Origin of the sequence: Rhodonellum psychrophilum GCM71 = DSM 17998, assembly GCF_000381545.1 — a bacterium.
In the GTDB taxonomy this organism is placed as follows: Bacteria; Bacteroidota; Bacteroidia; order Cytophagales; family Cyclobacteriaceae; genus Rhodonellum; species Rhodonellum psychrophilum.
This window is the reverse complement of the sequence record NZ_KB906681.1, coordinates 14,236-30,902: the sequence shown is the minus strand read 5'-3', so window position 1 is coordinate 30,902 and position 16,667 is coordinate 14,236. Positions and strand designations below refer to the sequence as shown.

Here is a 16,667-nt window from a genome sequence, read left to right as displayed (position 1 = left end):
GAAAATTTGTTCAAATGCCAGAGATTCGCTTTATATCCTTTTGGCCCAAAGTCTACATTTGATATCCTATTTGCTACAGTTCCAATTCTTTAAAATTAAAATTAATTCCCTGATATCCAATTCTTTCCCCTGGTATTTGATAGGGCCTGTGGTGCATAGACTTTTTTTGGATTCTTCAGTAGGGTGATAAGGGCGAAGAACGAGATTTTGGATGTATGGGATTTGACCCAAGTAGGCTGTTCAGAAGAAGAAAAAATACCGGAACTTCCTGCTGCGACGCTATCCCAGCTGTTCGAGAGGTATACTCTCGTTCCTTAGATCCTTCAGGTTTTGTGATTCTGGTCAAGTCCAAACCATTGGGTCCGCTCATTTTTTAAAGACGCTGGGGAAGGTCCATTTTAGGCATGGAAATTAAATCCTTATGATGCATTCCCAATTCCATCCCCTCCTGGAATAGCAAGACAATCAGTCAATTGCCTTCAATTATTGACTTTACCTTTATTCTCCAAATCGTCTGATTTTCATTCAGTTTCAAGGCCATTTAGAAATCTACTGCATATTTCGGGTTAAAGTTTTTAATGCACTTGTTTCCGGCGTCCCATTTTTTCCTTGGTGGAATCTACCCAAAAATAAACCATGGGAACCAGATAAACCGTCAAAACCAGTGAAGAAAGGAGTCCCCCAATGATCACCCAAGCCAATCCGTTTTTCCATTCGGCGGCTGTTCCCGTCGCAAGGGCGATGGGCAACATGCCAAAAACCATGGAGAGGGTAGTCATCAAGATGGGTCTCAGACGACCTTTCCCGGCAATGACAAGGGCTTCCCTAAATGGTTTGCCTTCTTCTTTGAGCTGGTTGGTAAAGTCTACAATCAGAATGGCATTTTTGGTCACCAAACCCATCAGCATGATCAAACCAAGTAAGGCAAACAAACTTAAATTGCTTAAGGATAAGTTCAGTGCCAGGAATGCTCCAATGGCCGCCACCGGTATTGAAAAAAGGACGACAAAGGGGTAAATATAATTGTCATACAAGGCCACCATAATCAGGTAAATTAGCAAAAACGAGACAAGCAATACAGATCCCAAAGCTCCGAAGCTATCATTTTGCCTTTTGATATCGCTGCCCCAGGTCATTTGGATTCCCTCAGGCAATGGATGGTCACTTAGATAAGTGACCACATCGTCCGCCACTGTTCCCGATGGTCTTCCCAAGGCATCGGCTGTTAGGGTGACAGCTGCCTGCCTGTCTTTTCTCTCCAATAGGGATGGGGAATTGCTTTGCTCCACGGTAGCAAACTGGGAAACTTCCACCGCAATGCCCATGGGATTCACAATGCTCAGTTTTTGGACATCATCAAAATTCTGACGCTTGAATGCGTCAAGCCAGATACGCACGGGATATTCTGTGCCTGCCTCCGTTAATGTGGCTTCATCGTTTCCGGTGAATGCGGTCCTCAAATTCACACCTACATATGCGGTGTTGAGTCCCAATCTTTGCATTTTATCAGTATTGGGAATGATTTTGTACTCGGGAACACCTTCCTCCACAGACAAGCGCATATTGTCTGCACCCGGGATATTTTCAATTGCCCCTTTCAGGGCAATACCGGTTTGCATGACCAATTTGGGATCACTTCCGCTCAGTGTCAATTCAATTGGCGCGGAACGCGGGATCAAACCCAATGCCGCCATCGAGTAGTTGATGCCCGGAAATTCTTCCTGCAACTCACCCCGCAGCCGCCTCATGAAATCCTCGGTGGGGACTTTCTTTTGGCCGGTTTCTTTGAGTTCGTCCTTCCTGGTTTTCAATTGAATGGTAAACTCGGTTTTATTGGGAGAACCCAGGCCCAAGCTTCCGATTCCCGTGCTTGGACCACCGATGTTGCTGAACACCGTGGAGACTTCCGGTTGGGTCAATATATACTGTTCGATTGCTGTGGAGACTTTGTTGTTTTGCCCGATGGAAGTGAATTTATCAAACTCCAAGGCCATCCTGAATTTCCCCTGATCACCTGTTGAGATAAGTTCTTTGCCGATAATTCCTTGCCTCATGATTCCCAAAGTCAGCACAAAGAGCAACAATACGATTCCCGTGAAGACCAACTTGTGGGTCAATACCCATTCCAGTTGTCTGCCATACCAATCGGTAAATCGCTGCAATTGGCTTTCAAACCAAAGCAAGAATTTATTGAAGATATTCGTGGGCTGTAAATCTTCTTTTTTGCCGATTCGGGAAGCCATCCAGGGAGTTAGCGTAAATCCCACCAATAAACTGGTGAGCGTGGAGGTAATCACGACTACGGAAAACTGCTTGAGCATGTCGGCAACAAATACTTGCAGAAAAAGGATAGGCAGGAAGACTACCACGTCTACCAAAGTAATGGAAAGCGCAGAAAAACCGATTTCCATCCTTCCATCCATGGCGGCTTTCCTTTTGTCCTTGCCCATATCCAAATGACGTTGGATATTTTCCAAGACCACGGTGGCATCATCCACCAAAACCCCAATGATCAATGACATTGCCAATAGGGTCATCAGGTTTAAAGTGTAACCGAGAAGCCACATCACCGCAAAAGCAGTCACAAGGGAGGTAGGAATGGCCACCAGAACGATGATGGAATTTCTGAAACTTCTGAGAAACAAAAGCATCACCAATGAAACCAAGATGACTGCCAAAATCAGGTCAAAAACCACGGAGTTTACCGCTGCAATGGTATTGTCCGTGCTGTCATCGGCGATGGTGAATTTTATGCCCGCATCGGCATTTTGTTGTTCAATCGCCTCAAGCTTCTCTCGAACAAGTCTGGAAACATCCACCGCATTGGCATCTCCTTGTTTTTTTAACAACAAGCCGATTCCATCTTTTCCGTTGTACCTGCTGATGGAGCTGGTTTCTTTGACGCCATCGGTGACATAAGCAATATCTTTCACATAGATCGGACTCCCGGCCACGGGCATGGCCACCTGTACGTTTTTGATATCTTTCAAGCTGGTGAATTTCCCGGTTAGCCGTACAGAATTGGCTTCCTGATCGGTTTGGACTTTTCCAGCCGGCAAGTCCAATCCCGATCGGTTTATGGCTTCTACTATTTGGCTAAGGGAGACCTTGTACAGTCTTATTTTATCTTGATCAACAGCGACTTGCACTTCCCTTTCTTTGCCTCCCAGAACCGTAATTTCAGCCACTCCTTTGAGTTGTTGAATCTGCGGGAGAAATTCGTCTTTCATTTTTTGGTAAAACTCCGTAGGGGGCAGGTTGCTCGTCGCGCTTATGGAGATGATGGGCAAGTCATTCGGGGACACCTTGCTCATTTCCGGACTGAGAATGTCTTTTGGCAAATCTTTGCGGATATTGTCGATGTAGCGTTGTGCATCCTGCATTGTTTTGTCCAGGTCTGTGCCATATTTCAAATTGGCTATGATGATGGATGCATTGGGCAATGACTTGGTCACCAAATAATCCACGCCCTCCAAGTTAGACAGCGCATCTTCGATCTTTCGGGAGACGGAAGCTTCTACTTCCTCAGGGTCTGCACCCGGATAGGCTGTTTTGATGACCACTACAGGCTGATTGAAATCAGGCATCAATTCATAGCTCAAATTGTAATAGCCGAGAATCCCCAAGAGTGTGAATACGCTGAACAATACAACAATCAGCGAGGGACGTTTTATTGATATTTCCGTGATGTTCATTTTTTTCAATTAAAATTTATCGGTACAGATTTCAGAATTGCTAAAGTCAGAACTCCAGTTACAGCACTCTTTTGGGGGATGAGATGCTTTATCATAAGGGATCAGGAGACATCTTACTTCTTAATGGACACATTTGCCCCATCAAAAAGATTGATGAAACCGCTTGTGACCAGCACATCTCCTTCATTCAATCCACTGGATACAAGTGCCTTGTTTCCGATTCTTTCAGAGATGGTGATGTTTTGCAGCATCGCCTTGCCATCTTTCACCAGGTATACTTGTGGTTGGCTAGACGATCCAATAATGGCAGTGCCAGGTATAAGGATGCCTTTTTTATTTTGTTCCAGGTTCAGAATAGCCTTGCCAAACATTCCGGATTTAATTCTCAAATCCGGTGTATTCCTGACCAAAAATTGAATGGGGAAACTGCTGCCCATATTGGCTTTGCTGCCCACCATCAATTCCTTTCCTTCCAAAGAAACATCGGGAAAAGCATCACTTGTAATCGCGTAGGATTGTTTGGGATTGAAATGCTTCAAATCATTTTCAGAAACATTGATGGTGAATTTGAGCTGTGAGATGTCCGTGATTTGAAGCAGAGGTATTCCGGGTGCGGCAAATGCACCTTCTTCATTCAACTTGGCGGTTATGATCCCGTCAAAAGGGGCCTTGACGGTGGTTTTGGAGATTTGCTCGGTCAGAGTTGCCTTTTGAACCTGGGCAGATTTTAAACCCAACTCGGCTTTTTCTAATTGTACGCCCTGAATCGCATCTGCTTGGGACAAAACAGTATACCGATTGACATCTTTTTCCACGCCTTCGATTTGTACCATTATGGATTGCAGCTGTAAATTCAACAGGGAATTGTCCAATTGAACAAGGGTTTGTCCTTTTTTGACAGCGGTTCCCACATCCACCAATATCCGATTGATTTTTCCAGATTGTTCGGCGCTGATTTTGGATTCTTTGTAGGGCTCAAAAGTCCCCGTAAAGCCCAAATCTCCATTGATATACCCGTATTGTAATTTATCTGCATCAATGCGGATCGGTTTTTCGCTTTCGTATTGATACACCTTGTTTACGGCGATTTCTTTGTTGTTTTTCAGTTTAAAAACAACCAATGCAATCAATGCCACTCCGGCTACTATTGCTGCTATTTTCCTCCAATTCATGTCTTTTGATTTAATTCTTGGTTCTCAATTGATTCCTGAGTTTTTTCAATTCCAAGTCAGCTTTCAGGTAGTCTACCACTGCATTCAAGTAGCCTTGTTGCGCTTCTCGCAGCGCATTGTCTGCCAGGAGTACATCCGTCAGATTTGCAATTCCTTGTTTTTGTTGAAGCAAAGTCTGTTTGTAAACAGATTGCGCCAATTGGATTTGCGCTGTCGAAGTTTCAACTGTGGATTTTGCCACATTTTTTTGTAGGCTTGCATTCTCCAACTGCATAGAAGTTTGATCGGAAACCAGGCTATGTTGAAGTGCGTTATTTTCGAGCTCAATCTTTTTTTGGTTGATTTTTCTTTTTGTTACTGTGCCATTAAATAATGAATAGGAGAGTTGAATGCCTGCAAAACCAATCGGGTAAAAATTCAAGAAACTGTTGGGTTGTTTGTCATAGCCAAACCCGGTCGTACCATAGGTCGCGAATAGATTTACGGTCGGTAAAAATCTGGATTTGGATAAGGTGTTTTGCTCGACTTCCAGCAATCGATGCTGTGTTTCTACGATTTTCAAATCCAATGTTGTGGACGCTGAAGTACTGAACTGGTCAGTATAAATGATGTTTCTGTCAATTTCGAGATCATACTCCATAGACAAGCCCATCATAAATTTTAGCGAATTCAATATTTGCTGAGACTTGCTTCTTGTGGTCTCCCGCTGCGTCTTCAATTGCGTTGTCTGCAATTTTATTTTGTCCACATCATTGCTGGTAGCCAGCAAATGTTCGTGGAGCAATTGGATATTCCCCAAAAGCCTATTGGAGTTCGTCAGGTTGCTGTCCAGAAAAGTCAATTGGTGTTGCAGGATTTGCGCGTTATAGTAAAGGTTTGCGATTTCAAAATATACCTGCTCCTCTGATTTCTGCAGTTGCAATTCACTCAATTCCTTGGCAATTTGAGTGCTCTCTATCGCTCCATAAATCTGGGGATTGTACAGGGGCATCGCCAGTTGCAGGTTTGCATTGATATTGTGCGGAACGCCAAATTGAGCTTCCCTGAATTCACCGGTCGGGGCTTCGAGATTGAATGCAGTAAGGGGCAATAATTGGTAGGGAAGGTTGGTGAAATACTTGTAATCTGCATTTGCCGTTATTCTTGGGAGCAAATTTGCCTTTGCTTCCCTGTACTTTTGCTCACTTAAGGCTTGGTAATTCCAGTTGATTTGCAGGTTTTTGTTTTGCACCTGTGCTGTATCGATGCATTGTTGCAGGGTCCAAACCTGGGTTTGGGCCTGAGTTGGATTGAGCCCAAGAGCCAATAGCGCAACCAATATAAGTTTGTGAATATTTACTAACGTCATATTGAAAATTTTTTTATTTCAACAATACCAATTGGGAGTCAAGAGCAGCATTGAGCCAATGTTTTACATTTGGTTCGATAGGAGTATAGTCACCCCTTTCCAATACAATTTGCTTATCTGTTTCGTCTTGGTAAGTCACTTTTCCGGAAATACAAAGAAGCAAAGCGGACGTCTTGGTAATGTGTTCCTTCAAAATGCCGTTTTTTCGCAAGTGAATGGAGGTTGCAGTAGCCAATTCACCTTTGAAAAGACTGACTGCGGAAACATCTTTTTCTGAAACGTGCAATTCTTGTAAGTTCATGTGTACAGGAGTTAGAGGTGTTTAAGTAAGACCGTTTTTGTCCTTCGGTATGAGGCTTCCCTTCCAGATTGTTGGAAATATGGAGGCGACAAATACAAGAAAGACTATTGTATTTATTCCTTTTTTTGGTTCTTGATGATGGTCAACAAGGCTTGAATCATGTTGTTTCCATTGCGTTCAATGTCAAATTGAAAGTTGGCAATTCGCCATTTCAACATCTGCAATCTAAATGTCCCCATGATGATATGGATCAATTCCTCGGAAGTAATGCTATTGGTGAAAACACCTTTCTGTTGTCCTTCTACCACGATGGGCATAAGGTGTTTCATTTTTACAGCCATTATTTTTAAGATCGTTTCATTGATCCGCTGACTTTCCTCCATCAAACCGTCTGAGAAAACGGCAACCACAAAATGGGCATTATTCTTAAAGAAGCTGAATTGGTTTTGAAACAACAGCGTGAACTTCTCCAGAGGCGATTGTTTCGCGTTGATGGCTTGGCTATACCGTTTGTCCATATTATCGGCGAGGTATTCCAGCATTGCGATGATGATTTCCTCCTTGCTGGTAAAATGCCTGTAAACGGCACTTTCGGAGAAGTCCATTTCCTTTGCTAAGTTCTTGATTGTCAATCCACTCACGCCAGAAGAGGTCAAGATTTTGCCCGCAGCTTCAATTATTTCTACTTGTCTTTCAGATATCTGCATAATTTGTAAGTGAGTGTTCACTCTGTAAAAGTAGATAATGCCTGGGAGAAGTGCAAGTCTTTTACCGGTAAAAAAATCTATTCTGTAAAATCGCTCCTTTTTGCCTTTGTTTTTTTTTAACATCTGGGCCTTGGCACAAATGGAGTGCGTACCGTTGGTCAGGATTACGGCAACTTTATACTCTAGATATTGAGTGTTGCGGGTGTATTTGGATTGAAACCCTGTGGTGCATTCCCAATTCCAGTCCAGCCTGGAATAGCAAGACAATCAGTCAATTGCCTTCAATTATTGACTTCACCTTTATTCTCCAAATCGTCTGATTTTCATTCAGTTTCAAGCCCAATTGGGAGGTCTCATAAATTTTCCGAAATCAAACTGAATTCCTTGATTTGAGCATTTAATCCCATTCAGCTTCCTCTCCCCGGAAATTTGCAAATCAGTTTTTTAACCCGAATTCTAAGACAACGAAAAAGAATCGTCAAGCATCTAACTTGGAGAAAGTTAGATGGAAATATGCATTCCGTTTCCAAATGAGATCGAAACTGCAAGAAAATCAGACTATTGTCAGACTAATTCCTGACACCAATAGGGTGAAGTCAAAACAATCAACAACTAATTGACCATCAATTAATTATGCTATTGTATTGAGTTTGTAATGTATAAAACGGGGTTTAACGTGCAAATCCTTCATGTTCATTTGAAAAATATGGGAAATGGGTTTTTAGACTTGCGCTCTGTTTACCATTTTGGTTCCGTTTTCACCGCCCCATTTCATCTGCTTTGGTTCTAGGGATTCACCAGAATATGGATCGGATGGAGAATTGTGTTTTGAATTTGCTGGATTTGATCCAAGTCAGGCTTTCCATCAAAGACGAGATACCTGAACTTGCTGCTGTAACGCTCTCCCGGGGCTAGGAAAAACCCTTCTTCTATCACCGGGGAGTAGACCCAGTAGGGCATGGTGGGATGCACCCGGATGGCTTGGGGATATTTGAAATTCTCCGGAAAACCGAAAATGGTAATCCCCGTTGCCTTGCCATCGATGTTTCCACTGCTGGTTACCCATTGGGCCTTTTGATTGTTCGCCTGTGCCAAAGTATGGCCTTGATCCGTTGTGATTTCCCAGGGATTTTGGTACTGAAGGCTGTCGTCGGGGTTCCATGCCTTACTCCCGCGAAATGCCATTCCGCCATAGATGTATTTGTCCATGAACAAGGTGTCGTTGGATGTGTTCACCTGGGTGGACAGGATGTCAAAAAGGTGAAATCCTTTGCTTGGATAGACTTTTATTTCCCAGGTCTCTTCCAATGCTTCACCATCGATTAAACTGATATGGCTAAGCATCGCCACCAATTCCGCATAGGCTGTGCCAGACTTTTGGCTGATGGTTCGCTTGTGTGAAACAGTTCCTAAACTGTCCAATTGATTCCAGAAATCCACTTTTTTCCCTTTAAAACGGGTCTTTGCCCAAGCGTTGTAAATGGCATGTTGGTGGAGATGCCCCATAGGGAAATCATCGGTCAGGATTTGGCCTTCGGGGCTTTTGACTGGATGTATAAACCCACTTTTCTTATAGCTTTCGCTTTGACCATCGGGGGGATAAGCAAATGTGGGGTGGTAGGTCAATACCTCATTTCCTGCGTTCAAGATCTGGATTCTTCCTTTCGTTTCTCGCAAATCCAGTCCTCCGGAATTGCTTTCCGTACCTTTTTTCAGCTCAAGGGTGAGCGTCTGATTCGCCTGTAAATGGTCTAGAAAAATCGACATTTGGCCTTCGGATATCTGGGGAGAATAAAGTTTTCCCGAGGCCATATCTTCAAGGACATATGTTGAATTGGGGTCTAGGCCGGAAGGGATTTCGAAGTGGACTGGGATGCCGATTCTGTCGATTTCCCCTGCCTCTATCTTGACCCTGAACAAAGGCTTTTGACAGGAAAAAAGGGCGAGTAGCGCGAGTAATATGATAGGGGAAAGCTGTTTCATGGCATCTCTATTTAGGCGGTAATTAACTTTAAATAATAGTTAAATTGCGCAATGTTACATAAAAATATGGTGAAAGATACTTGTTCTATCAAAAAAAATATCAACGTGTTTTCAGGAATTTGTTGTGGATTCAAAAATTTATCTATTGTATTTGAACCGATTTCATAATAAATAAACGGTTTTGTTTACAATTTGAAAAGGAATAACCCTGTCTTGCCTTTTTAATTTTTCGGGGGGTATTTGAAACATTAAATTTAATTCCTTCCTTTGGATTCGATCCATTCTTTCCCATGGCAACAGATTTCAAAGGAGCTGCAATTCAAAAAATCGTTTTGGATTTGTCGAAAGGCGATGAAAAAGCCTTCGAGAAATTGTACACGCTTTTTGCGGAAAAAATCTATCATGTCGCCAGAAAAATGAATCTTTGCCATGAGGATGCGGAAGGGATTGTGCAGGACATTTTTCTGAAAATATGGAAAAAACGCGAAAGCCTAAATCCTGAATTGTCCATCAATGCCTACATGATTGCGATGGTGCGGTCACTGGTCATCAAAAAGAGTAAAAAAGAAGCCCGATTTTTTGCTTATCAGCAGTACAAAATCCCACTGCTTGCTCTCCAATATGGATTGGACCCCGAAAATGAGATGATTTATACCGATTTTCATCAAATATCCTCCGATATCATCGACCAGTTGCCCAACGGGCAAAAGCAGGTTTTCATGCTGCGCAACCACGAAAACCTGACAGTGGAACAAATCGCCGAACAATTGGGTGTTTCCAAACGAACGGTTGAAAACCAGATCTTCCGTGCATCCAAACAGGTAAAGGACCGCCTGTTGAAACTTAAAATCATTTCATTTACAGCCTTCTTTGTTTTTTCTGAATCCTACATCTTATTCTGATCCCAGATAATCCGGATTCAATTTTTAGCTGTATTTTTCACTTCCCATTGATGCTTTTTCCTTTTTGCATTTTGGATAATCCCGCACTGATTATCCCCTCATTTATTTGCCTATTGGGTTAATGGAGCGCTACCAGAGTTCATCGAATTTCCTGTTTTGAAAATGGCTTTGTAAAGGCTTGGGAAAGGGGACGCGAAAAAAATTGAATTATTTTTAAACCCCCGTGAGTATTTCACAATGCTTGAGGGTATATGTCCTAGAAATAAATGAAAATGGACAGAAGAAAACAATTGGAGGATTTTTTTGGAGGCAGGCTGGATGAGGAGCAGGCTAGGGAATTGGTGGTTTGGTTGGATACCCCAGATGGGGAAGAATTTTTGTCTGCCGAGGTGCTTGAACTATGGGATGAAAATCCCAAAAAGAATCGCTACGAGGAATGGGATGCTCCGTCCCTTTGGGAAAAAATAAACAAAAATAAAAAAGGTTATGCCAAACCCGTGGTTTTGAAAGATCCCGTCAAGCCAAAAAGAACCACTTTCAGAAAGTGGTGGGCTGTGGCAGCGAGTTTTTTGATCCTGGGTTTTGCCGGCTTGTTTTTGTTCGGTGTATTCCATCAGGATCAAGCGCCGATCCAATTGGCTGCAGGCATCAAATCGGTAGAACGGGTGAATCCGGCGGGTCAAAAGACCAAAATCCTCTTGCCCGATGGTTCCACGGTCTATCTGAATTCCGGTAGTAAAATCAGCTACAGTGAAGATTTTTTAACCAATCGCCGGATCGAGTTGGAAGGTGAAGCCTTTTTCAAAGTGGTAAAGGATGAAAGCCATCCTTTTTCAGTTTTGGCCAGTGGCATTACAACCACGGCATTGGGTACAAGTTTCAATGTAAATACTTTCAGCAAAGCAGCAGAAGTAACGGTCACGCTACTGACGGGAAAAGTCAAACTCAACAGGAAAGACAGGGATAATTTTCTGATTCTCAACCCAGGTGAGGAATCGGTCAGCTCTCTGGATCAAACCATATTTACGAAAACTGAGGTGGATGTAAGATCCAGGATTTTGTGGGTGGACGGGGTCTTACAGTTTGACCAAACGGCACTCACCGAGATGGTTGATGAGCTGGAGCGCTGGTACGGTGTAGCGATTACGGTCAAAGGAAAACCTGAGCATTTCTTGGCTTCGGGTACTTTCCAAGACAATGAAACGCTAAGAAATGTGCTGGATGTATTGGGTTCCTCGATAGGTTTCACCTTCGAAATCAATGACAAGGAAGTAATCCTTTTATTTAATTAAAGCCTGCCTATGGGAAATTAAAGTCTTTAAAAAAACAGGAGCATACGATCAATACGCTCCTGAGTCCATCAAATCAATGTTTCCATGAAAAGTTGTTGGTAGCACCTTTTCAATGGATCAATTCAATGTTTCATTATAGATATTCAAAAATATGAAAAAATTATTACTACTGGTAATTATGTCGTTCAAGTTATTAATGAAAGGAGTAGTTTTACTCTGCTTGACGTTTGGGCCACTGATGGCCAGCACTTCAAAAGCACAGGTCAAGAGTATAGATGAAGTATTCTTGAGATTGGAAAAAAATGAATATTCCTTGTCCCAATTTTTTAAGGAAACCGAGCAAAAAACGGATTTCAAATTCTTTTACACGGACAAGTTGCTCAAGTCTAATCCTAAGATCGTTATTCTGGATACGCATGGCTCCGTCGAAGAGCATCTCAAATCCATCGCAATCCAAACAGATTTAGGTTTCAAACAGGTAAACAATACCATCAGCGTGATCAAAAGAACCGAGGGCAAGGTGGCTCCGGTATTGGCGGTGCAAAAGGAATTTATCAGCATCACAGGGATTGTCAAAGATGATTTGGGAGAACCTTTGCCAGGGGTTACGATCATGGTGGAAGGAACTGCTGTCGGTACGGTGACAGAGATCGATGGGAAATATACCATCGAGGCGCAACCAGGCGATGTGTTGGTATATTCATTCCTCGGTTTTCAAAAAGCGAGAAGAGTGGTGGGAAACAGCCAGAAAATAGATGTCAATCTGATAAAGGAGGAAAATGACCTTGAGGAATTTGTCGTCGTAGGGTATGGCACCCAGCAAAAAAAGGACATCACGGGAGCGGTAAGCTCCATGGGATCCAAGCAAATCGAAGATCAACCTGTGGTCAGCATTGACCAAGCGATGATTGCCCAGATGGCAGGTGTTCAAGTGACACAGGCGACGGGTGCTCCGGGAGGAGGATCTTCTGTAAGAATCAGGGGTGCAGGATCGCTTAGTGCTGGAAATGAACCTCTGTATGTCGTAGATGGATTTCCTGTGACCAACGATTTTGACCAAAGAAACAATCCACTCAACACGATCAATCCTGCCGATATAGCGGATATTCAAGTACTGAAGGATGCATCCGCCACCGCGATTTATGGGTCCAGGGGATCCAACGGAGTTGTCTTGATTACAACCAAGTCAGGGAAATCAGGTGTCTCAAAAGTTGATTTTAGCATCAACACCGGTATCCAACAAGTAGAAAAAACATTGGATGTGTTGAATGCAACTGAATTTGCCAGATATGCCAATGAAGCAAGAAACAATGCATGGGTAAATTCCGGTCCTGGTCGTTCTGCATCCGATCCGAATTCAGCCAGGTTGAACAATGTCATGTACTTGCTGCCCGAACAGTTCAGCAATCCGGAGGCTTTGGGAGAAGGAACGGATTGGCAGAATGAAATCTTCCGCTCCGCGATGATGCGCGATTACCAATTGAATTTTTCAGGTGGAAATGACAAGACCAAGTATTTTATTTCAGGAGGATATTTGGATCAGGAAGGTGTTGTCATCAACTCTGACTTGAAACGTTACTCTTTCCGGGTAAATGTGGATTCGAAAGTCAATGACAGGATCAGAGTCGGCGCGAATATTACTCCTTCCTATACATTCTCCAACCAGTCTTTGGCGGAAGGAAACTGGCAGGGTGGTGGCATCATTCAGTCTGCGATCACAGCAGGTCCCCACCTTAGTCCCTATGATGAAAACGGGAACTATACAAAAATCACCGGATTGGGGATCGGTACCTCGGAAGTCGACAATCCGGTCAAGATTGCAAGGGAGTATTTTCACCAACAAAGTACTTTGCGCTTGCTCGGTACGGCGTTCGCTGAAATCAACCTGGTGGACAATTTGAATTTCAAAGCTTTGGTAGGTGCGGACATGAGAAGCTTCGGGGAAGATATCTTCAGTTCCTCCATTATCAACCCAAACAGTGTCAATCCCACCAAACCTGCCACGGGGAGCAACACCACCTCAGAGCGAAGAAACTGGTTATCGGAATTCACCTTGAGTTACGCCAAAAAAATCAAGGAGCATTCCTTTGATGCAGTCGTTGGGTACACCATTCAGCAAGAACAGTTTGATTTCAATAGAATCAACGGAACCAATTTTCCCAATGACGAAATCAAAACCATGAATGCGGCAGGGCAGATCGTCAATGCCATGTCCACCAAAGAAGAATGGGCATTATTGTCCTACCTCGCAAGGGTGAATTATAATTTCCAAGACAAGTATTTGTTGACCGCAACATACAGGAGGGATGGCTCTTCCCGATTTGGTGCAGAAAACAAATGGGGTGCTTTCCCATCGGTTTCCTTGGGATGGAGATTGTCTCAAGAGAATTTCTTGAAAGACGTCAGTTGGCTGTCTGAACTCCGAATCAGATCGAGTTATGGTTTGACTGGAAATAATTTTATCACCAATTATGGATCCATCGGTCTTACAGGAGCTGAAAACTATCCTTTGGGAGCAGGATCGGGTAATTTGAACAACGGAATCAGGCTTTCCAATATTCCCAACAGCAGGTTGGGCTGGGAAAGAAATAAGCAGTTGGACCTAGGTTTGGAGTTTGGGTTGTTGGATGACAGGATTTATATGTCCTTTGATTACTATAACAAAAGGACATCAGATCTTTTGCTATCAGTACCAGTACCCACGCTTACAGGGTATTCGACTGCACTACAAAATATAGGAGAAATCCAAAACAAAGGATTTGAATATACTTTGGTCAGCAGGAATTCAATCGGTGCTTTCAGATGGACTACCGATTTCAATATTTCTACAAATGACATTAAGGTATTGGCATTGGGACCTGATGGATCACCCATTATTTCCAGACAGGCAACCTCTGCATCAGCACCCACACATATTACCGAAATCGGTTCCGCGCCAGGGAGTTTCTATGGCTATAATGTGATCGGTGTCTACCAAAACCAGCAAGAAATCGACAACAGCCCAGTCATTTTAAATGGAAACGGTTCTGTCCAATCCAAGCCAGGTCAGTTGAGATTTGAGGATGTCAATGGTGATGGGGTCATCAATGCCGCCGACAGAACCCGTTTGGGCAGTCCTTTCCCCGATTTCACTTATGGGATGACGAACTCGTTTGCCTATAAAAAATTTGACTTTGCATTCACCCTACAGGGTGTCCAAGGTTTTGAAGTTCTCAATGCCGCCAGAAGATACTACGGTAACTATGCCGGTTCCTACAATGTATTGAGAAGTGCCTCGAATGGTTGGAAATCGGAGTCAGATCCCGGTGATGGAGTTTCCCCGATGATTGACAGGAATTTCAATGGATACGCGGGAAGCAATGTGGTGAACAATATCACTTCCTTGTTTGTGGAGGACGGCTCTTTCCTAAGGATCAGGAATATCACTTTGGGCTATTCCTTTCCCCGAAGTGTTTTGGATAAATTGAAAATAGCGAATGCAAGGGTCAACCTGACGGTTCAGAATGCATTTACCTTCACCAAATACGAAGGGTACAATCCTGAAGTCAGCGCACAGGGAGGTAGTCCTTTGGTGCCTGGAGTGGATGCCGGTGGATACCCACTTGCAAGAACTTATATGTTAGGTTTAAACTTTGGCTTCTAAACAAAAAGATGATGAAAATATTTAAATTAAATTCAATCATAGGGGCATTAAGCATTATGGCTTTGGTAGGATGTGGGGATGATTTTTTGGACCGCGCACCGATTTCCCAACAAAACAGCAACAACTTCTACAAGACAGCAGCAGACATGAACAATGCCTTGACGGCAGTTTATGGTTCCTTGCAGTATGGAGGACAATACTATTCTTCCCTACATGTCATTGGAGACTTGCGCTCTGACAATACAGAGATTACCAATCCCAATGCGGGCGCAGACCTTCAGGCTGTTGATAATTTTACCAACGTAGCGGTAAATTCGATCAGCAGCAGCACTTGGAATGCCCATTATCAAGGGATACAATCCGCCAATATTGTCATCGAGAAAATTGCCCCGGTTTCTATGGATCAAAATCTCAAAGCCAGGTATACTGCTGAAGCCAAGTTTTTGAGGGCTTTGATGTATTTCAATTTGGTCAGGATTTATGGGGAAGTACCCTTGGTTTTGGAAGTAATCAATAACCCACAGGATGGCTATTCGTACGGAAGAAATCCGGTAGCGGAAATTTATGCGACCATTGTTGCTGACTTGGAAGAGGCCGTGGCAAGTTTGCCTTATACGTACGGAACTGCCGATATTGGCAGGGCAACCAAAGCTGCCGCACTTGGATTATTGGGAAAAGTTCACCTCACCCTGAAAAATCACCAACAAGCGATACAGGTTTTGGAAGAGCTGGTCAGTAATGCCGGTACAGCGAAATTGCAGCTGCTCCCTGAATATGGATCCCTTTTTGGAGCCGCCAACAGAAACAATGCGGAATCCATTTTTGAAGTTCAGTTCAAAAGTGGTGTCGCGGGCGAAGGAAGTCCCTTTTCCAATCAGTTTGCACCCATTGGATCGGGAAGAGCTGTCGTATCGGTCGGAAATCCACTGGGACAAAATATTCCTACCGCAAATATGGTCGCAGCCTATGAAGAAGGCGACCTAAGAAAAGCGGTTTCTCTTGAGACCAGTTATGTTCTGAATGGCAATACCGTAAAACATAATTATGTGACCAAATACTTGGGAACGCCAGCAGCAAACTTGGATAGCGATAACAACTGGATTGTTTTGCGCTATGCCGATGTGTTGCTGATGTATGCCGAAGCCTTGAATGAATTGGGTTACGTTGCTGATGGACCTGCCTTTGGTTACCTGAATCAAGTTCGTGAGCGTGCGGGTTTGCTTCCCAAGTCAGCGATGAATCCCGAGTCTGGATTATCGGTTCCGGATCAGGCGGCCTTCCGTTTGGCCATTGAGCAGGAGCGAAGGGTGGAGCTGGCTTTTGAAGGCCACAGATGGTTTGACCTGATACGGACTGAAAGAGCCGTGGCAGTCTTGGGTAACCTAGGAATGCAGACCCACATGCGTCTTTTCCCCATTCCCCAAAGCCAAATCGATATCAACCCCAACAAGATTACCCAAAACCCAGGGTACTAAAAGTTTTCTCCTCATCATGGATAGTTTTTCCTGCCTACGGCCAAATCATTTGGCCGTAGGCCTGGAGGGCTATTGCTTAGACCCGAAATAGACATATCGTTTTTTTAATGGGGACAAGGCAAAAATATCAGGCTTTTTGGAGATGAAGG

At 43.5% G+C, this 16,667-nt stretch carries 10 protein-coding genes; 4 read left to right on the top strand and 6 right to left on the bottom strand.

Annotation, left to right across the window (positions count from 1 at the left end):
• Positions 1-575: 575 nt before the first annotated feature.
• The 6 genes from F824_RS0113995 to F824_RS25925 all read right to left on the bottom strand — a co-directional run bounded on the left by F824_RS0113995 (position 576) and on the right by F824_RS25925 (position 9,206).
• Positions 576-3,695, bottom strand: coding sequence for an efflux RND transporter permease subunit (locus F824_RS0113995; RefSeq protein ID WP_019598535.1), 3,120 nt, complete (start codon positions 3,693-3,695; stop codon positions 576-578).
• Between the two features lie 113 nt (positions 3,696-3,808).
• On the bottom strand, positions 3,809-4,867 hold the full coding sequence (locus tag F824_RS0113990; protein WP_019598534.1) for an efflux RND transporter periplasmic adaptor subunit: 1,059 nt from the start codon (positions 4,865-4,867) through the stop codon (positions 3,809-3,811).
• Between the two features lie 10 nt (positions 4,868-4,877).
• Positions 4,878-6,215: a TolC family protein gene (locus F824_RS0113985; RefSeq protein ID WP_026333715.1), complete on the bottom strand. Its 1,338-nt coding sequence runs from the start codon at positions 6,213-6,215 to the stop codon at positions 4,878-4,880.
• Between the two features lie 13 nt (positions 6,216-6,228).
• On the bottom strand, positions 6,229-6,516 hold the full coding sequence (locus F824_RS0113980; RefSeq protein WP_019598532.1) for a cupin domain-containing protein: 288 nt from the start codon (positions 6,514-6,516) through the stop codon (positions 6,229-6,231).
• Positions 6,517-6,629: 113 nt separating this feature from the next.
• Positions 6,630-7,223: a TetR/AcrR family transcriptional regulator gene (locus tag F824_RS0113975; protein WP_026333714.1), complete on the bottom strand. Its 594-nt coding sequence runs from the start codon at positions 7,221-7,223 to the stop codon at positions 6,630-6,632.
• A 786-nt stretch (positions 7,224-8,009) separates the two neighbouring features.
• Positions 8,010-9,206 carry a DUF6807 domain-containing protein gene (locus F824_RS25925; RefSeq protein ID WP_019598529.1) on the bottom strand — a complete coding sequence of 399 codons (1,197 nt, stop codon included), beginning with the start codon at positions 9,204-9,206 and terminating at the stop codon, positions 8,010-8,012.
• Positions 9,207-9,496: 290 nt separating this feature from the next.
• On the opposite strand from F824_RS25925, the gene F824_RS0113955 reads away from it, so the two are divergent.
• From F824_RS0113955 to F824_RS0113940, 4 genes are all read left to right on the top strand, one after another.
• Complete coding sequence (locus F824_RS0113955) at positions 9,497-10,108, top strand: RNA polymerase sigma factor (protein ID WP_019598527.1); 612 nt, start codon at positions 9,497-9,499, stop codon at positions 10,106-10,108.
• Between the two features lie 272 nt (positions 10,109-10,380).
• Positions 10,381-11,400, top strand: a complete 1,020-nt coding sequence (locus F824_RS0113950; protein WP_161629754.1) for a FecR family protein — start codon at positions 10,381-10,383, stop codon at positions 11,398-11,400.
• A gap of 196 nt (positions 11,401-11,596) precedes the next feature.
• Entirely contained in the window at positions 11,597-15,043 is a 3,447-nt protein-coding gene (locus F824_RS0113945) for a SusC/RagA family TonB-linked outer membrane protein (RefSeq protein ID WP_236613251.1), read from the top strand.
• 8 nt (positions 15,044-15,051) lie between these two features.
• Positions 15,052-16,518, top strand: a complete 1,467-nt coding sequence (locus F824_RS0113940; protein WP_139189834.1) for a RagB/SusD family nutrient uptake outer membrane protein — start codon at positions 15,052-15,054, stop codon at positions 16,516-16,518.
• The last annotated feature ends 149 nt before the right edge of the window (positions 16,519-16,667 follow it).